The organism is Streptosporangium amethystogenes subsp. fukuiense (assembly GCF_042665875.1).
Classification (GTDB): Bacteria; Actinomycetota; Actinomycetes; order Streptosporangiales; family Streptosporangiaceae; genus Streptosporangium; species Streptosporangium fukuiense.
Genome location: NZ_JBHTEE010000001.1, coordinates 712,814 through 731,252, shown reverse-complemented (window position 1 = coordinate 731,252; position 18,439 = coordinate 712,814). Strand labels below are relative to the sequence as shown.

General features: G+C 70.9%; 12 protein-coding genes. 7 read left to right on the top strand and 5 right to left on the bottom strand.

The genetic code is table 11. From position 1 onward, the window contains the following. The first annotated feature begins 101 nt into the window (after positions 1-101). Entirely contained in the window at positions 102-467 is a 366-nt protein-coding gene (locus ACFQVD_RS03170) for an effector-associated constant component EACC1 (RefSeq protein WP_343963435.1), read from the top strand. Then, complete coding sequence (locus tag ACFQVD_RS03165; RefSeq protein WP_343963433.1) at positions 464-4,792, top strand: caspase, EACC1-associated type; 4,329 nt, start codon at positions 464-466, stop codon at positions 4,790-4,792. Before ACFQVD_RS03170 ends, ACFQVD_RS03165 begins: the two co-directional genes overlap by 4 nt. A gap of 18 nt (positions 4,793-4,810) precedes the next feature. Here ACFQVD_RS03165 and ACFQVD_RS03160 read toward each other — a convergent pair whose 3' ends face one another. Further along, positions 4,811-5,194, bottom strand: coding sequence for a hypothetical protein (locus tag ACFQVD_RS03160; protein ID WP_343963431.1), 384 nt, complete (start codon positions 5,192-5,194; stop codon positions 4,811-4,813). A 60-nt stretch (positions 5,195-5,254) separates the two neighbouring features. Next, positions 5,255-6,109, bottom strand: coding sequence for a helix-turn-helix domain-containing protein (locus ACFQVD_RS03155; RefSeq protein WP_343963429.1), 855 nt, complete (start codon positions 6,107-6,109; stop codon positions 5,255-5,257). Positions 6,110-6,346: 237 nt separating this feature from the next. Between ACFQVD_RS03155 and ACFQVD_RS03150 the strand changes: the two genes are divergently transcribed. The 3 genes from ACFQVD_RS03150 (at position 6,347) to ACFQVD_RS03140 (ending at position 12,319) form a co-directional block, all read left to right on the top strand. Further along, positions 6,347-7,564, top strand: a complete 1,218-nt coding sequence (locus ACFQVD_RS03150; protein WP_386270497.1) for a hypothetical protein — start codon at positions 6,347-6,349, stop codon at positions 7,562-7,564. Continuing rightward, positions 7,554-8,957, top strand: a complete 1,404-nt coding sequence (locus ACFQVD_RS03145) for a hypothetical protein (protein ID WP_343963425.1) — start codon at positions 7,554-7,556, stop codon at positions 8,955-8,957. Before ACFQVD_RS03150 ends, ACFQVD_RS03145 begins: the two co-directional genes overlap by 11 nt. 155 nt (positions 8,958-9,112) lie before the next feature. Then, complete coding sequence (locus ACFQVD_RS03140; RefSeq protein ID WP_343963422.1) at positions 9,113-12,319, top strand: chromosome partitioning protein ParA; 3,207 nt, start codon at positions 9,113-9,115, stop codon at positions 12,317-12,319. 99 nt (positions 12,320-12,418) lie between these two features. Here ACFQVD_RS03140 and ACFQVD_RS03135 read toward each other — a convergent pair whose 3' ends face one another. After that, positions 12,419-13,237 (bottom strand): metal-dependent hydrolase, encoded by an 819-nt coding sequence (locus ACFQVD_RS03135; protein ID WP_343963420.1) that lies wholly within the window; start codon positions 13,235-13,237, stop codon positions 12,419-12,421. 105 nt (positions 13,238-13,342) lie between these two features. Beyond that, positions 13,343-14,167, bottom strand: a complete 825-nt coding sequence (locus ACFQVD_RS03130) for a DUF3050 domain-containing protein (protein ID WP_343963418.1) — start codon at positions 14,165-14,167, stop codon at positions 13,343-13,345. A gap of 213 nt (positions 14,168-14,380) precedes the next feature. Here ACFQVD_RS03130 and ACFQVD_RS03125 point away from each other — a divergent pair, with 213 nt between their 5' ends. Next, positions 14,381-15,124 carry a carboxypeptidase-like regulatory domain-containing protein gene (locus ACFQVD_RS03125; protein ID WP_343963416.1) on the top strand — a complete coding sequence of 248 codons (744 nt, stop codon included), beginning with the start codon at positions 14,381-14,383 and terminating at the stop codon, positions 15,122-15,124. Positions 15,125-15,282: 158 nt separating this feature from the next. Here ACFQVD_RS03125 and ACFQVD_RS03120 read toward each other — a convergent pair whose 3' ends face one another. Then, positions 15,283-15,420 carry a hypothetical protein gene (locus ACFQVD_RS03120; protein WP_343963414.1) on the bottom strand — a complete coding sequence of 46 codons (138 nt, stop codon included), beginning with the start codon at positions 15,418-15,420 and terminating at the stop codon, positions 15,283-15,285. 773 nt (positions 15,421-16,193) lie between these two features. Here ACFQVD_RS03120 and helR point away from each other — a divergent pair. Then, complete coding sequence (gene helR, locus ACFQVD_RS03115) at positions 16,194-18,416, top strand: RNA polymerase recycling motor ATPase HelR (RefSeq protein WP_343963411.1); 2,223 nt, start codon at positions 16,194-16,196, stop codon at positions 18,414-18,416. Positions 18,417-18,439: the final 23 nt, after the last annotated feature.

Below are 18,439 nucleotides of genomic sequence, written 5' to 3'. Positions count from 1 at the left end.
AACACCTCGGCCGTGAGTTGCGAAGTTGAGACCGTTGAAGAGCCCTCATCTCTTGGGAGACGCGTCTAAATTGACGGCAGGCGGAAAGGCGGTGAGGAATCGTGGACGTATCCGTACGGGCGGAGGCCGACCAGCTTCGCGATCTCCACTCGTGGCTGATCGAGGAGCCGGAATTCCGCGGACGTGTTCGACTTCTCGAACGGGACGGGGCACCTCACGAACTCGGTCCGACGACCGACCTCCTCCAGGTGGCCCTCGGATCGGGAGGCGCGGTGGCGGCCCTCGCCGGCATCGTCATCGCCTGGTTGAACAGCCGCCCCGGTGAGGTCTCGATCCGGATCTCACGCGGCGACCAGGAGGTCGAGGTGACCGCCAAGGGGGTCAGGTCGCTGACCCCGGAAGGCGTGCGGGCGCTCACCGGCCAGATCTCCGAAGTGGTCTCCGGTCCCTCGGAGCTCGAGCGGTGAGCCTGCTGTCCCACGAGGGGACGCGCGTGCTGATCGTCGGTTCGGGCGACTACGTGCCCGGTTCACGCCTGTCCCCCGTGCCGGCGAGCCGTACGACGGTTGCCGACCTCGGGGACTGCCTGGTGGACCGGGCGGGCCTGGATCCCGCGCGGCTAACCAGGTGCGTCGACCCGGCGGATCCGCAGCACTTCGCCGGCCTTCTCGACGACGCGGCCCGGCAGGCGACCGAGGTGCTGGTGTTCTACTACGTGGGACACGGTCTGGTCAGCCCGGCCAACGAACTCCATCTGGCGACCCGGGCGACGACGGATCTGACGGTTGGCACACCTCCCGAATACCAGGCCCTGCCGTACTCCACGGTCCAGAGGCTGCTGCTGCGCAGCACGGCCCGACTGGTCCTCGTCGTCCTTGACTGCTGCTTCTCCGGTCGCGCCCACGGGGTGTCCGGCAGCGCCGCGGACGACGCCTTCACCATCACCAGGCAGGCCGGCGCCTACCTGCTGACCTCGACCAGCCGCACGGAGGCCGCCTGGGCCCCGGTCGGGCAGCCGCACACGGCCTTCAGCGGTGAGCTGATCAGGCTGCTGGCCGAGGGAGAACCGACAGGGCCCCCAGGGCTGACCCTCGACTACGTCTACCGGTTCCTGGCGCGTTCCCTGCCGGACAAGGGCCTGCCCCAGCCGCGCCGCCAGGCGGCCGACCTCGGCGACCAGGAGGTGCTGGCCCCCAACCCCGCCTACCGGCCCCCGCAGGCACCCGCGACACCGGAACCGTGGCCCGCCGACGACACCGAGAGCCCCTACCGAGGGCTGGCGTCTTTCGGCCCCCAGGACAGCGCGTTCTTCTTCGGCAGGGAAGAACTCACCCATACGCTTCTCGAACGGCTGCGTGCGCAGCAGAGGACCGGTGGGCCCCTGCTGGTGACCGGCCCGTCGGGAGCGGGCAAGTCCTCCCTGCTGCGTGCCGGGTTGATCGCCGCCCTGCCCACCGCCTCGCCCCGCGTCTACCTGACACCGGGTTCGGATCCGATGGGAAAGCTCGGCAGGCTCGTTCCGGAAACGACTCCCGAGCGTCGGCCGGTCGTCGTCGTCGACCAGTTCGAAGAGGTCTTCACCGCCTGTCAGGACGAGGAGCAGCGGCTCGCCTTCATCCGGGCGCTGGCCGCCCTGTGCGAGGCCGGGAACGGCACACCACCCGCCGCGGCCGTGGTCATCGGCCTGCGTGCGGACTTCTTCGGTCACTGCGCCGCCTACCCCGAGTTGCTGGACGCCACGAAACGGCCGGAGATCGTTCCTCCGATGGGGGAGGACCAGCTTCGCGACGTCATCGAGGGGCCGGCCACGCTGGCGGGGCTCACCATCCAGCCCGGTCTGGTCGATCTGCTGCTGGAGGACCTCGGGATCGGGAGAGCCTCCTCGGAGGCGGCGTCCGGGCCCGGCGGCGGCCTTCCTCTGCTGTCCCACGCCCTGCTCACCACCTGGCAACGTCGTCAGGACGGGGTGCTGACCTTCGCGGGATACCGGGCGTCAGGCGGCATCGCCCAGTCGCTCGCCCAGACCGCGGACACCGTCATGCGGGTCGTCGGCCCGAGCGGAGAGCTCATCGCCCGTGAGATGCTCCTGCATCTGGTACGCCTCGGCGACGGCACCGACGACACCCGCCGCCGGGTGCTCATCGACGACATGCTGCCCGATCCGGACGACCCCGAGTACCCGGTCACCCGCCGCGTCCTCGACACGTTTCTGCAGGCGCGCCTGGTGATCGTCGACGAGGACTCCGTCCAGCTCACCCACGAGGCCCTCATTCGCGGGTGGCCGCAGTTGCAGGGCTGGATCACCGCCGACCGCGCGCGGCTGCTGGTACGGCAACGGCTGTCCGAGGACGCGGAAACATGGCGGAGACAGTCTCGTGATCCCGCCTACCTCTACGTGGACAACCGCCTGGTGGCAGCCCAGGAGGCCGTCGGAAGCGGCCGCCAGAGTGAGCTCGGTCCCCTCCAGCACGCCTTTCTCGCCGCGAGTGTGAGCCGAGCCCGCCGGAGGAGCAGGATCACGCTCAGCGTCATCGTGACCCTCGCCATGCTGCTGGTCGCCGCCGTGGGAGCGGGCGGCTACGCACTGCGGCAGAGCGCCGTCGCCCGGGAACAGTCCCGGATAGCCGACGACCAGAGGGACCTGGCCACCGGCCAGCGAGACGCGGCGATCTCACGACAGGTCTCGGACGCCGTCGAACGGCTCAACGACACCTCGCTCTCCGGGCAACTGGCACTGGCCGCCTACAACCTGTCCGACACTCCGGAGGCCCGGGGCGCGATGGTGGACTCGCTGGGTTACACCATCGGTGCCAGGCTGCTCGGCCACTCCGGCTTCACCGGAACCGTCGCGATCAGTCCCGGCGGCAGGCTCGTCGCCTCCGGCTCGGCGGACAGGACCGCGAGAATCTGGGATGTCGGCGACCTCACCCGGCCTGCGCAGCTGGCGGTGCTCGAAGGACATGGGAAGGGAGTGTCCTCGGTGGCGTTCGACCGATCGGGATCATTGCTGGCGACCGGTTCAGCGGACGACACGGTGCGCCTGTGGGACATCGGAGATCCGAAGCACCCGGCCCTCACGGCGACCGTGCACCGGCGGGAGAGCGCTGTCAGCGAGGTCGCGTTCGATCCGGCGGCGGACGTGCTGGCCATCGCGTTCGCCGACGGTGCGATAGAGCTCTGGGACACGAGCACCCCCGGAACACCAAGCCGCCTGGCGGAACTGACCGGACACGAGAAGCAGGTCGAGTCGATCGACTTCAGCGCGGACGGCAATGTCCTGGCCTCCTCGTCCGAGGACCAGACGGTGCGGCTGTGGGACACCGGGGACAAGCGGCGACCATCCTTCCTCGGGGGCGTGCGCGTGCACCCGGGCGGTGCGCTCCACGCGGTGAAGTTCAGTCCCGACAGGAAGATCCTCGCGGTGGCCTACGACGACAACACGGCGAAACTGTGGGATGTGAGCGATCTCAGCCGTGCCCCGCTCGACGGCGCGACCCTCCAGGGAGCCGTCGCTCCCGTTTCCGATCTCGCCTTCAGTCCCGACGGACGTACGCTGGCCGTGTCTTCGACGGACAATTCGATCACCCTGTGGAAGGTGAAGGACTACGCGCACGTTTCGCAGCGGCAGGTGCTCATAGGCCACGGCGAGTCTGTCCAGTCAGTGGCCTACAGCCCGGACGGGCGCTTCCTCGCCTCGGCCGCGGCAGACCAAAGTGTCCGGCTCTGGGACGTTCATGATCCTGACCGTGTCGAGTTCCAGCCGAAGCTGGAGTCGCACAAGGACCTGGTGTACGGCGTCGACGTCGCCGCCGACGGGCGGACCATGGCATCCGTCGCAGCGGACAGCACCGTGAAACTCTGGGATATCAGGGACTTCTCACATCCCACGCTGTTGAGCACGACGAAGGCGGGAGACGTCTACCTGCTCGACGTGAAGTTCAGCCCGGATGGTCACACCCTGGCGAGCACGGTCAGAAACGAGATCTGGCTCTGGGACATCACCGCTCCCGCCAAGCCCGTCAAGCTGGCCGCGCTGAAAGGGCACACCAAGACCGTCATGGCCGTGGCCTTCAGTCCTGACGGTCGCACGCTGGTCAGTGGCGCGGAGGACGACACCACCCGAGTGTGGGACGTGCGGAGTCCTGCCAGGCCGAAGGTTCTCACCGTCATCCGAAAGCATTCCGATTCCGTGCTGGACGTGGCCTTCACCTCGGACGGCTCCCTGCTGGCCACGGCGTCGGGGGATCGGACCGTACGGCTGTGGGACATGTCGGATCCCGCGCACCCGGACGAGCGAGGCGTCATCGAAGGTCATTCCGCGCTGGTGGACACCGTCGACTTCTCCGCGAACGGAGATCTGCTGGCGACGGGTGCCGGTGATGGAACCGCCCGGATCTGGGATGTGCGCGATCCGGGCCGCCCCATCCCCTCGGGGATTCTCAAGGGACACACGGACCTTGTCTGGGACGTCGAGTTCAGTCCGGACGGACGGAGTGTCGTGACCGGGGCCGGGGACTCCGTGACCCGGCTGTGGGACGTGTCGGATCCCGCCAGGCCGATCCTCACCACGATCCTCGGACTGCACTCCTCCAGGGTCGCCGCGCTGACCTTCACCCCCGACGGCCGTGGCCTGGTGACCGGTTCGCACGACAACTCCGTCCGGCTCCGCGTGATCGACATCCCCACCGTGGTCAAGCGCATATGCGACACCACGGGTATGGCCCTGACGCGGGAGGAATGGGGGCTGTACATACCTGACATCGGCTACCGGCCGCCCTGCCCGGCCCGCTGAGCGGAGGTCCCGGCGGCGTCAGACCGGGGCGACGGCCGCGTGGTGTTCCAGCAGGACGTCGGTCAGCAGGTAGCCGCCGCCTATCAGGTGGGTCAGCGGGTGGGCCCGTATCTCCCGGTAGTGGGCGGCGATCCGGAACGCGGCCGCGACCGGGGTGGCGGCACTCGTCCACAGCGGTCTGTGCCGGTCGGTGAAGGCCGGGACGACCCACCAGAAGCGGCAGGCGTCGTCGAGGCGGGCGACCAGCCCGTAGTAGACGGAGACGACTATCTTGCCGGACGGCAGCCGGTGGACGTCCGCCGGGATGTTGTGGGACCGGGCCAGCAGGGCCGCCAGTTCACGGGCTCGGAGTTCGGCCGGGTGAGGCGCGAGATCTTCGGGGGATGTGTGATCAACGGTCACGCTCGCGAGATTAGAGATCATGAGATGCCTGCCTCAACGGTGTTGCGCGATGTTGCGAGTTCACCTCTCGCCGAACGCGGCCGCCGCGGCCCGCAGCAGGACGCGGGCCTCCTGCCCGTAGGCCGCGGCACCGCTCAGGGCCCGGAACGCCTTCTCGTACACGCCCACGTCGCTCGGGGCCTTGTGCTGGATCTGGCCCGGCACGGTGTCGACGCGGACCCGGTTGGCGTCGTATATCCAGAAGTTCTCCGGTGGCATGAGCGGCGGCCTGATCGTCGCGGGGACGATGCCGAAGGACACGTTCGCGACGCCCGAGGTCAGCTCCGCCAGCCGGTCGAGCTGGGCGGCCATCTCCGCCGGGCCGACCAGCGGGGTGCGGAGTGCCTGCTCGCCGACGACGAACGCGAACCGCTTGTTCCCGTTGCGCAGGATCTCCTGTTGCTTCAACCTCGCCGCGACCGCGGCGTCGATGTCGTCGGGGATGCCGCGGAAGTCGATGATGGCGCGCAGGTGGCCGCGGGCGTAGTCGCCGGTCTGGAGCAGGCCGGGGACGGCCGAGTGCTGCCAGACGCGGAACTGGCGGGTCCTGTCGTACAGCGGCTGGAAGGAGCGCTGTACGTGGCCGAGGCCGCTCTCCTCAAGGCGGCGCCAGTCGGTGTACATGGCGTCGATGTTCTGGGCGGCCGCGATCAGGTCGACCACCTGCTCGTCCGCGTCGCAGGCCTCACACCACGTCCGGATGTCGGCCTGGTTGGGCATCTGGACCGCGTTCTCGATCTTGGAGATCTTGGTGTGGTCCAGGCCGGTCTTGGCCGCCAGCGCTCGCCCGGTCAGCCCGGCGTCGGCGCGAAGCGCCCTGAGCCTGGCGGCGAGAATGCCTTTGGCCTCGTCGATGCGTGCTGTGGAGGTCGCCATCTCCGTCACCTCGTCACCGCGGGGGGTTGATCCTCCGACCGTACGTCGGATGTTGCGATCTGTCCTGAAAGTTGCGAATAGTTGCGGAACGATGATGAGCACGCTCCCGCTCCGTTATCCGGGACCCCTGCGACAGGCCGTGAGAAGGTCGGCGAGAGAGTTACGGTCGGCCGTCCCACCTGCGCTTTCCGCTGATGCGGGTCGGGGATGTCGGATGCAAGCCTTACGGTAGGGCGCGTGCCAGAGACGAACCATGAGCTCACGCTCGACTCGGCCCTCACCGAGGAGGCCGTGCTCTCGACCTACCGCCGCATGTTCGCGGCGCTCGCCCGCGACAGCGGCGCGGTGGTGGACGACCCCGCGCTGGTCGACATCGCCGAGACCCTGTTCGCAGCGTTCGCCGAGGCCGGCGAGGAGTGGCTGACCCACGAGCAGATGCGCCACGTCTGCCGGGCCTATCCGCTCGACCGGTTCGAGAACCGGCTCCGGGTCCTGCGGGGCCTCGGCGCGATCCGCGAGGTGTTCCCCAAGCCCAACCAGCTCCGCTACCGCGCGTCGTTCACCAGTGTGGTGGGGCTGATGTTCATCCGGCGGATGATGGACGACGGCGGCCAGTCGGAGATGCACCGGCTGCTCGCGCTCGAAGACCTCAACGTGGCCGACCCCCGCACGACGATGGAGGAGGCCCGCACCAGCGCGCAGAACCTCTCGCGCGCCTTCCGGCTCTGGGCCCTGGAGCTGATCACGCTGACCGGCGGCACCATCGAGGAGTTGCGCGAGCAGGCGCCCAAGCTGTGGGGCACCGAGGAGATCGCCCGGCGGGCGCAGAACCTGCACGGCACCATCCTCACCCGCTGGCCCGACCTCGACCGCACCTGTACCGAACTGCGCGCCGCGATCTACTCCTACAGCGACGCCTCGCGCCGCGCCGCCGGGCGCCTGGCCGACTCCGCGGGTACGACGAGGAACCTGACTCTGCTCCCCGCGGAGCTCTGGCGCACCTTCGCGCAGACCGCGAGCAAGGAGCGGCTGGCCTCGGTGCTCGACGGCTTCGTCTTCGACGCCCCAGCCCCCTGGCACGACCCGGCGGCGATCGTCAGGGCCGTGGACGAGAGCCCCCGCCCGGCACCCGCCCAGCCCACTCCCCCGCGCTCGGCCCTGCCCGACGCCGGCCCCGTCGACGCCCACGCCCCCGCCGCCGACGGCCTCGACCATCTGAGCACCGTGGCCGAGGCCGCCCTCGCCGGGCGCTCCACCGCCCGGCTGGAGGAGCTGCTCACCGCCGACGGCGAGTGGGTCTCCGCCCGCCGCCTGCTGGCCGACCTCGTCTCGGCCGACCTGCGCCCCGACTCCCCCTATCGCCTGCGCTGGTCCGACGGCCTCACCGCCACCCCCGGCGCCGAGCCTGCCTGGCTCTCCCACGGCCGTCTGGAAAGGACCGGCGGTGTCGGCTGATCCGCGACGCGTACCGGCCTTGGCGACCGAACCGGCGAGCACCGGCCCCGAAGACCCGGTGACGACCGGGGAGACCGGACCTGAAACGTCCGCGACGGCGTCCGTCCGTACTGCCGAGGCCTACCCGCGAGCCTCGGAGGCCGAGCCGCCCGCGACGGCACACGTCCGGGCCAGGTCGGTCGGGCCTCTCGCGCTCCGCGCCGGGCAGGCGGCCCCGGCGGGGATGGCGCGGCTGGGGCGCGGGGACGGGACGGGCATGGCGCTGCCGGTCTGGCCCGACGGGGCGACCCCCTCGCTCCTGGAGGAGTACCAGGTCGCGCCGGTCCCGGTGGAACGATCCGGCGAGACCCGGCGGGTGCTGGCCGCGGCGCTGCGATGCTGCTGGAGCGACCTGACCACCGACCCGTGGCCCGGCACCCCCGCCCCGATGGACGACGTGCTGTCGACGTACCGTGCCCTGATCGGGCGCGGCGACGATCTGATGCGCAACTGGGCGATCGGCGCGCTGCGCCGCCTGCACGACTCGGCCTGGCTGGAGGTCGCAGACGGGTTCGTCCGGCTCGGCCCCCGGTGCGCGTCCTGGCCCCCCGCGTCCCACGCCCAGCTGCGGGAGCTGATGCGCCGCCTGCCCACCGCGGAGGAGACCCCGGGCGGCACGGAGGTGCTCCCGGTCGTCGACGACGGCCTTGCCGGTGCCCCTGAGAACGCCGACGCGGGGGCGAGCGTCACGATTCCCGACGAGGTGGACAGCGATCTGCTCGGCCCGTTCGACGAGCGTCGCAGGGCCGAGATCGTGGCGGCGTTCATGGCGGTGGAGCACGCGGCCGAGCCGGTGCACGAGGCCCGCTTCTCCGCACTGCGCGACCCGGTGCTGCGCCGCACGCTCACCGAGATGCTGGAGCGCCGCGGCCGGGTCCTGATCCACGACCGCGAGTCGTGGATCTCCGGCTACGCGGCCGAGACACTCGGCACGGGCACGGCTTCGAAAACGGTGATGGCGCCAGGAGCGGGCGCGGTGTCGCAGGCGGGCTCGGCGCTGGACGAGGCCGGGCGGGCGGTGCTGGTGCTGGTGCTGATCCACTCGGTGGCGATTCCCAGGGCCGACGGCCTGCTGCCCACCGACAGCTGGCTCTCGCCGTTCCCGGCCCAGATCGACGAGTTGCGGCGGCACACCAAGCTGCCGATCGGCGAGCTGGAGGCCGCGCTGCGCACCCTGCGTCACGCGGGTCTGGTGACCCAGGTGAAGGCGGGCGAGGAGGCCGGCGGGTACGTGCCGGGGCCGCAGTTCCACCGGCTGACCCCGCAGGCCAGGCGGCGCCTGCAGGAGGAACTGATCCTCGCGGCGGGGCCGCACACCCCGCTGGCCGCGGCCGTACGGGCCAACCGGCGGTGAGCGGGAGTGAAGCGACCACAGTACGCGATGAGTCGGCCCCGGCGGGGGGTGCCGAGGACGCGGTGTCCCCGGTATCGGGAACGGGACGGAAGAAAGGAACGACGGGGTTGACCGACCAGCGGAACCAGGCCGCGAAGAGTTCACGGGGGAGCCGCGTGAAGGCCGCCGGCGTGGGAACGGGCACGGGCGAAGCCGTCCAGGCCGGAGCCGGGAACACCTCGGCCAAGGGCGGCCGGGGTGCGAACGCTCCGGCCGGGGACACGCCGGCCGGAGGAAGCCGAGCCGAGACCTCTGTCGGGACGCAGGCGAGTCTGGTCCCCGTGGAGATCCGTGCCACCGCTCCGACCGAGAACGTGGTGGGCGACCGGGTGCTGGTCGCCGTGCAGCCGGTCAACATCTCCCGGCTCTCGACCCACCCGGTGCCGACCGTGCCGGGCACGCTGATCGTGGTCGCGGGCGCCGGTCCGAAGGACTCCAACGGCGCGGGCAAGTCGTCGTTCATCGCAATGATCACAGCGCTGCTCGGAGACGAGCAGTGGCGTTTCGCCTCGGGCGCCAAGTCGGTGTCGGAGCTGCTGTTCAACGCCGAACTCGCCGCGGGCGGGGGCGGCCGGACCTGGGCCAGCGCCGACCACGGCTACATCGTCGGTGTCTTCGCGCCGACCGGCTCCGTGCACACGGGCTCCGCGGGCCCCCGCCTTCCGGACGGCGACTCTCCGGGCAGCGACTCTCCGGACGCCGATCCGGCGCGCACCGGTTCCCTGGGAGACGCGGTGACCGTGTGGCTGCGGGTCAACCAGGAGGCCCCGCACCTGGAGATCAGGTGGGCCCCGGGGGTGCACCTGGCGTCGGCGGCCTCGGAGGCGGAGCGGGTGACGCGGGCCGACGCGCTGTGGGCGGCACTGCCCCGCTCGGCGGGACGACGTGACGTGGTGGCGCGCGACCTGACCAGGTTCCTGTACGGCGACCGGGTCAGGTGCGTGTCGTTCCTGTCCACCTCGGTACGGAGCAAGGTCGCCACCAACCTGCTCTCCCAGCCGCTCAACGAGATCTCCCCGGAGCGGGTCTTCGAGGCGATCGCCGCGCTGACCGGCCTGGACGCCGAGCTCGACCAGGAGCGGGAGGCACGCCGCGACGAGCACGCCAGGCGGGTACGCGCGACACGGGCCATGGAACTGCTGCGGGAGTTCGAGGACGAGTCCCGTACGCTCCTGGAGACCTTCGACCGGCGTGACCGGGCCCGTGTCCGGCTGGCCGAGGCGATGCGCCGCTGGCGGGGACGGCTGGCGCGCAGGCTCGCCGACGCGGGGCAGCGGGACGAGGCGCTGGCGGTGGAGCTGGAACGGGCCGGCGCGGCGGCCGAGCGCGCCACGGAGGCGATCGGCGAGATCAGGGCGGAGATCGCCACCCTCAAGGACGACACGCTGGAGCGCGGCCTGGCCGAGGCTCGCAGGGAGCTGGCCACCCTGCAGGCACGCGCCGCGAAGCTGGACGCCGACCGGGCGGTGGCGGAGAACTCGGTGGACGACCTGCGCGGCTGGATTCCCGGGCTTGAGGAGCAACGCCGCCTGGCCGACGGACGCGACACGGCGGCGGCGGGCGCGGAGCTGGCCGAGGCCAGGACGCGGCTGACCGAGGTGCTGAAAGCGCTGGGCGTGGCCGACCGCGAGGTCGAGGGGGCCAAAGCCGCGCTGGACGACGCCGAGGGCGGGCCGGCGGCGGCCCAGCTCAACGCGCTCGCCGAGGCGAATGTCGGAGCGACCGGCCTGCTCGACGCGATCGACGTCGCCGAACAGGCTCGTGAGGACGAGGCCGGGCGGAAAGCACCCGCGCTGGGCTCTCGCGGGTGGCCGCACGAGCACGCGGTGATCGTCGACGCGGCCGACCTGGAGGCCGCGTCGCGGGCGCTGGACGCACTGCCCGGCTCGGTGCTGGTCAGTGCGGCGGGAGTCACCGTCGTGGGGTCGTTCGAGGTGGCCGTCACCGGCAGGGAGGCCCGGATCAAGGCCGCCGAGCAGCGGCTGCACCGGGCACGCGACACCCAGGAGAGCGCCGCGGCGGCCGTACGGGCCGCCGAGGACGCCGTGGCCGAGGCGGGCAGGCGGCTTGAGGGGGCCAAGGCGTCGGTGCAACTGGCCGACATCGAACGGCGGCTGGCCGAGCGGCGGAAGGCGCTCGGTGAGCTGATCGAGGCACTGGCCGAGGTCGCGCCGAAGGTGGGCGAGGCCGAGCGCCGGGCGAGCACCCTGGACTTCCGTGCCCGCACCAGGAGCATGGAGGTCGAGCGCCTGGAGGGCCGCAGGGCCAGGCACGAGTCCGACCGAGACCAGGCCACCGAGCAGGCGGCGAGAATCACCGCCGACCGCGAGGCGCTCAGGCTTGACACGCTGGCCGGCGACTGGGGCGGCCCCGTCGACGGTGCCCGCGAGTGGCTGGGTGCCCTGGACGAGCAGGAACGCCCGCTGACGGCCGAGGAGTGGTGGCGGGCCGCCGAGCGCAGCCTGGACGAGGCACTGCGCGACACCTTCCCCGGCGAGTCCCCCGGCGCGGACGAGGAGATGCCCGAGGAACTGCGCTTCCTGGTCCGGGAGCGGACCGCGCCCGGCGCCGGGCGCACCGCCCGCGAGCAGGCGACGTTCCCCGGCGTGTGCTCGGCGCTCGCGTCCTACCTGCGCGGCCAGGAGGAGTACGAACGGCATCGGCGCCGCCAGATCGAGACGCAGATCACCACCCGGCAGCGTGACCTGACGGCCGCCGCCAAGGGCGCCGAGGAGGCCGCGCAGTCCACCGCCGTGCACCGGGCCGCGCTGACCGCCGCGATCAAGGCGCGGCTGACCCGGGTGGCCGAGGAGTTCGACAAGCTCGACACCTCCTACGGAGGCTACGGCGCGACGCTGGAGTTCCCCGTGCCGCCCGCGCCAGCCGACCCCGAGCAGCGCTGGGCGTGGCGGGTGACGCCCAAGTGGCGCAGGGGTGAGGGGCAGGGGTTCGTGCCGTACAACCGGCGGGCCAACACCGCGCTGATGGACGAGAAGGCGGTGAAACTGGTCTGCGCGGCGGCGATCGCGTCCTCCGGTGGCGGGCACCTGTGCCTGGTCCTCGACGAGCTGGGCCGCAACCTCGGCAAGGAGCATCGCCGGGAGGCCGTGGCACTGTTCCGCCGGATCGGCGAGACGTACGGGATCACGGTGATCGGCGCGCTCCAGGACGACATGGAGCCCTACGCCGTCGACGCCTGCGGCCAGTACGTCAAGTTGCGCCGCTCCTCCGACGCCATGCCGTACAACGAGCCACCGGTCGTCATCGGCCACGACCAGAACGCCGAGCGGGTGCGCGCCCTGGCTTCCGCGGTGAGCAGGTGAGCGGGGAAGACCGATGAGATGAGCGGGGTGAGCCGGCCCGGGGTGACCGCGGGCCGGCCTCTCCCCGCGGCCGGGTCCTCCCTGTCGCCGGCCTTCCGGCTAGGCGGGAAGGCTCACGACGCTCCGCATCGTGAGCTCCGCGTCCTGGAGGGAGAGGGAGACCCGTACGGAACCCAGTTCGGAGGTCCGCGAGACATGCGTCCCGCCGCAGGGAATTCGCGCCTCGCCCTCGGGCAGCGAACAGTGCCACATCCGCCGCGCGGACAGGGACGGGGACGGGCTGTCCACCGTGATCGGCGCGTCGGCCGCGATCCACGCGCCGAGCTGGTCGTCGATCCGCCGGGTGAGCTCGGAGAGGTCGAGGCCTTCGGCGTCGAACCCCTTCCTGCGCAGCGACTTGCCCAGGCGGTAGACGTCGTCGCTGCCGTGTTCCACGATCCGTGACGTGGTGATCGCCGCCTGGTCGAAGTCGGGCCGGCCGAGCGAGTCGGGCGCCACCTCTTTTCGCCACCGGTCGGCCAGCGCCGCGTTGAGAGCCAGGGCGGCGAGGTGGCACGCGCTGTGCCCCGCGGAGAGCGCCGACCGGTACGCCTCGTCGACGGCCAGTTCGGCGTCCCCGGCGATCGGCTCCTTCAGCACGTGGACCACGAGCCACTCCCAGCCGTCGGCGCCGCGGCGTACCGGGATCTCCTTCCCCAGGTAGAGCCGCTCACCGTCCGACGCGCCGGTCACGCAGTCGACGACCGGCAGCCCGTTCACGGTCCCCCGGTCGGCGGGCTGGTCCGGCCAGGTGTGGTCCAGGGGATGGAACGGTGTCTCCGCCGTCACCACGCCGTAGCCGCCGTCCAGCGGTGTGGCCGAGAGCACCCTCGAAACCCCGTGGACGCCGCCGTGTGGGTAGGTGACCTGTGTGTCCATAGCTGATCTTCGCTTCCCATCGTTCCGTGTCAATCCGCAAGCGACCGAGAGGATCGCGCCAAACACGATATGGCCTCGCGATCCCCTCACCCCGGACTTCGACGGTCAGGCGGTCTTCGCGGCAGCGGCGGCAGCGGCGCTGGAGGAGACACGTCCCGCTATGCCGTCCCACAGGGCATGGCGTGCCTCCAGCGCCACCCGCAGCGTGGTCGCGCAGTCGTTCCACTTCCGCCGGTCGTCCCCGCAGAGATCGACCAGCATCTGCATGGCCATCGGCGTGTGCTGCTCGCCGTCGACCTCGATGTGGCGACAGAGGTAGTCGCGGAACTTCTCCAGAGCCTCCGCGTGCCGGTCCGTCCGCAGCACGCGGTCGAACATCTCCGGAATGAGGTCCTCCCTGCCGAAGGCGAAGGTCGCCGCCTGGGCGTGCAGGGGAGCGGACTCGATGATCTTCCAGGTGGTCCTGACGAAGTCGGCGGACGCCGGTGGCACACCGGGGAGCTCCAGCCCTCGCTGGACCGTTCCACCGTCTCTCAGGTGGCCGACGAACGACTCGATGGGCCGCGCGTCGGCACCCGCCTGCCGCATCCCCTCGACGTACAGCTCGAAGTGGCTGATGTGGCCCTCTCCGAGTTCGTCGCTCTCCTCCACGAGCACGATCTCGTTGATCAGGCGCCGGCTCGTCCGGGGGCCCTGCGGGATCCAGGGGACCCGCACGCAGGTGAGCCGCCGCTGCAGGTTCTTCAGCAGCGACATGAAGTCCCAGACCGCGAAGACGTGGTGCTCCATGAAGACGACCACGTCGTCGAGCTCGTTCAGCGAGTTGTAGACGTCGTGGGCGAGGATCTTCTCCCGGATCGGTTCGATGGTTCTTTGCAGCTCGTGGAGACCGGGGTGAGAGACGTTCCAGCTGTAGCGTGATTCCGACATCCTCTGACTCCTTAGTAGACGCCGTAATCCCACGACGTCGGCCTGTCGTGCTCCAGGAGATCCGCCTTGGTGCGCCGTTTCTCGTATCGTGCCAGCTCTCTCTGCTTGAGCAGGGGAAAACACAAGACGAGGCATTCGCCGGGGATCCGTCGGCGGACCGCCCGTTCCAAGTCGATTGCAAGATCGTTCGTCTAGTGTGACCGGTGGCGAGAGGTGATCGTCGCGGGTGTTCTCATCGCGGCCCTGAGCGGCCGCGCGGTCGAAGGTGGGGAGCGGATGACGGGTACGGTCGACGCCGGGCGGGAGGCCGGGGTGCTCAAGGGGCGGGTCGTCGACGCGGCGGGCAGGCCCGTCGCGGGCGCGGAGATCGTCGCCAACAACCAGCTGCTGTACAACAGCAACCTGATCGTGGCCACGGACAGGGACGGCCGCTACCGGGTGAGCACCGACGTGGCCGTGGCCACGTTCCGGGTGACCGGCACCGTGGCCCGCCGCTTCGAGGGCCGTGCCTACACGATGGAGCTGACCCCCCACGACGACGTCCCCTTCGCCGGTTCGGACGGCGCGATCCGCGACTTCACCTGGCGGCTCACCGGTGAGCGGTCCGACGGGCTGGGCTTCTACGGCGGCATGCTCCTCTTCCATCTGGAGTCCTACGACCCGCGGGCCCCGGAGACCTTCCTTCGGGACGAGGACGTCACGCTCACCCTGACCCCGCAGGGGCCGCTGATCGACGGCTCGGTCGGCGAGGTCATCACCCGCCGTGCCGAGCGCGGCGGCGACGGCTCAGGGGTGCTGGACGTGCCCATCGGCCGCTACCGGATCACCGCCGAGCATCTCGGGCGACCCCTGAAGATCCGGGTCCGCGACACCGGCGAGTACGGCGAGGCGGTCGTCACCGGCTTCGAGCGCTTCCTGAGCACCGTCCATCGCATCCGACTCGACCTCAAGCCCTAGGTGACCACGTCCTGGCGGGAGGGGGACCCGCTCGCCAGGCTGAGCAGGCCGGTGCCCCGGTCTTTCCCCTCCACCACAGCGGCCTGGTCGGATATGCGCGGGAGGCCGGTCGAGCGGGGAGAGGCGCGTGCGGTCCCCGGCCGCCGCAGGCCTGCCGGTCACTCCAGGTCGCCGTCCCCTGCCCAGTGGATCGTGGTCCACATGGCACCGCACTGGCAGCGTTTCAGCTCGACCAGTTCGCTCCTTTCGTTCATGGTCAGGCCGTGGTCGAGACGGACGTGAACGTGTGCACTCATGATGGATCGACTTCCGATTGATCATTCGATGCCCCGGCCCGACGCCGGGCGCCGACACTCCGGCGCCCAGCGGGCGAAAGCCGGCCGACGAGATGGGCCGGACGGGGGGCCTTCATTACTGTCTACTTGAAGTAAGGACCCGGTTGGTACGACTCCCGCGATGTTTTACCCGAGGTCAAGGCGTCGCCCGGGCGGGAGTCGCAGGCAGGACAGGGCTCACGCCACGGTAAAGGAAGTGGCAAGGCGGGCCTTGAGCCGGCCTCGCCGCCCGCTCTCGTCCCGGGCCCGGCTGCGTCCGTGGGTTCACGGGAGATCCCCTGGGCCGACGGTACCGCCGTACGCGGCGCGCCGCCGCTTCGCGAGGAAGGTCGTCCGTCAACAGCGGACGACGAAGGGGAAAGGGGAGTATCCACGCCTTTCCACTTTCAACGTATAGCGCACCGGGGGGCTTGCGGCAAGACCCGGGTCATGCCGCAGAATCGTCGGCCGAGACCGGAAACCGCGGAAACGGGGGCCGCGACGTGCGTGTGTCGTTGTCGACGGGTGGGCCACCCGGGACGTCGAACCACCGGTGGGACTCGCGGCGCGGTTGCGCGCCGCCGGACGAGGAGTTCGCCGAGCCGCTACCCGATGGGCTCGATGGCGCGAGCGTCGTCGGCACGGTCCGCACCGGCGGGGCGATTTCTCGTTCCCATTCTCAGCAGAGTCCAGCCGCGCTCATGAGCGCCGGAATCTGGATCTAAGGTCGCGAACCTCAGATCGGAGCCAACGACGTGAACCCACTGACCACCAGCGCGTTCGACCTTCCCGAACACCTCTCCCCCAAGGCCGACCCGGCGCTGATCGCCGGCGACGAGCAGCACTTCGCGGCCATCGCGCAGAGCCTCGAGCAGTCGATCGCCGACCTGTCCGGCCGCCTCGACGCCGAGCGCAGGGCGCCCGGCGGCATAGGCCGGCAGGCGATGGACCGGGACCTGCAGATCCACCGGCTGACCGCTCGCCTGCGCGCACTGCGTCGCTTCGGTCTGGACCTGTGCCTCGGACACATGGTCGGCGCGGACGACCCCGAGCCCGTGTACGTCGGTCGACTCGGCCTCACGGACAGCGAGGGCCGTCGGCTGCTGCTCGACTGGCGCTCCCCCGCGGCCGAGCCGTTCTTCGGAGCCACCCACGCCAACCCGATGGGCCTGGCAAGCCGCCGCAGGTATCGCTGGACCCTCGGCCGGATCAGCGACTACTGGGACGAGGTGTTCACCTCCGACGGGTTCGACGGGCACGCCGCGCTCGACGACCAGTCCGCCTTCATCGCCGGCCTGGGCGGCAACCGGTCGCCCCGGATGCGAGACGTGCTCGCCACCATCCAGGCCGACCAGGACGCCATCATCCGCGCGGGATCGCGCGGCGCTCTCGTCGTCGACGGCGGTCCCGGCACGGGGAAGACCGTCGTCGCCCTGCACCGTTCCGCCTACCTCCTCTACTCCGACCCTCGCCTCGGTCACCGCCGGGGCGGCGTGCTGTTCGTCGGCCCGCACCAGCCCTACCTGGCCTATGTCGCCGACGTCCTCCCCAGCCTTGGAGAGGAGGGCGTGCAGACCTGCACCCTGCGGGACCTCGTCCCCGAGGGAGCCGCGGCCGCGATCGAGTCCGACCCGGAGGTGGCCCGCCTGAAGTCGTCCGCGGACCTGATGAAGGCGATCGAGCCGGCCGTCGGGTTCTACGAGAATCCGCCCACCAAGGGGATGACGGTCGCGACCCACTGGTCCGACATCTGGCTGAGCGCCGACGACTGGGCCGAGGCGTTCGAAGCACCGGAACCCGGTACCCCGCACAACGAGGCGCGCGACCAGATCTGGGAGGCGCTGCTCACGATCCTGGCGGACAAGCACAGGGGATTGAGGCGAGAGAAGCGAGAGCTTGCTCTCGCTTCCGAGCCGATTGAGCCTGTTGACCGCAGGGAACACGACGGCGAGGTCTCGGCCGACCTGCTCCGCAGGTCGCTGTTGCAGGACAGGGAGCTGCTCACCACCTTCAACCGCGCGTGGCCGCTGATCGAAGCGGCCGACCTCGTCGGAGACCTCTGGTCGGTACCCGCCTACCTGCGCAAGTGCGCTCCCTGGCTCAGCCTCGACGAGGTCCGGCGACTGCAGCGCGCGGACGCCCAGGCCTGGACGGTGTCCGACCTGCCGTTCCTGGACGCGGCACGGCAGCGGCTCGGCGATCCGGAGGCGTCACGACGCAGGCGCCGCCACGAGGCCACTCTCGCCGCCCAACGCGAGCGCATGGCCCAGGTCGTCGACAACCTGATCGAGGCCGATGACGACGGCGAAGGCCTCGTGACGCAGTTGCGCCGAGCGGACCTCCAGCGGAATCTGGTTGACGAGTCCGAGCTGCCCACCCTCGACCCGGACCTGCTCGCCGGCCCGTTCGCGCACATCGTCGTGGACGAGGCTCAGGAACTGACCGACGCGGAGTGGCAGATGTTGCTGCTCCGCTGCCCGTCCCGGAGCTTCACCATCGTCGGGGACCGCGCCCAGGCCAGGCACGGGTTCACCGAGTCGTGGCGGGAACGGCTTGAGCGGATCGGGCTCGACCGGATCGACCTGGCCTCTCTGAGCATCAACTACCGGACGCCGGAGGAAATCATGGCGGAAGCCGAGCCGGTCATCCGGGCCGTGCTCCCGGACGCCAACGTGCCGACCTCCATCCGCAGCAGCGACGTCCCCGTCGTACACGGATCCGCCTCGGACCTGTGCTCGATCCTCGACGCCTGGCTCGCCGCGCATGCCGACGGGATCGCCTGTGTCATCGGCGATCCCACGTTCCGGGCGACGCCCCGCGTCCGGTCGCTGACTCCGGAGCTGTCGAAGGGGCTCGAGTTCGACCTGGTCGTCCTCGTCGACCCGGAGGCGTTCGGCGACGGTGTCGAAGGAGCGGTCGACCGCTATGTGGCGATGACCCGGGCGACCCAGCGACTTGTCGTCCTCACGAGCCCCTGACGTCGGGGCGATCGGCGGCACGG

Excerpts from the sequence above, each read along its gene's own strand:
- ACFQVD_RS03155 (WP_343963429.1), bottom strand. The coding sequence starts at position 6,109 with ATGGCGACCTCCACAGCACGCATCGACGAGGCCAAAGGCATTCTCGCC.
- ACFQVD_RS03135 (WP_343963420.1), bottom strand. The coding sequence starts at position 13,237 with ATGGACACACAGGTCACCTACCCACACGGCGGCGTCCACGGGGTTTCG.
- ACFQVD_RS03130 (WP_343963418.1), bottom strand. The coding sequence starts at position 14,167 with ATGTCGGAATCACGCTACAGCTGGAACGTCTCTCACCCCGGTCTCCAC.
- ACFQVD_RS03120 (WP_343963414.1), bottom strand. The coding sequence starts at position 15,420 with ATGAGTGCACACGTTCACGTCCGTCTCGACCACGGCCTGACCATGAAC.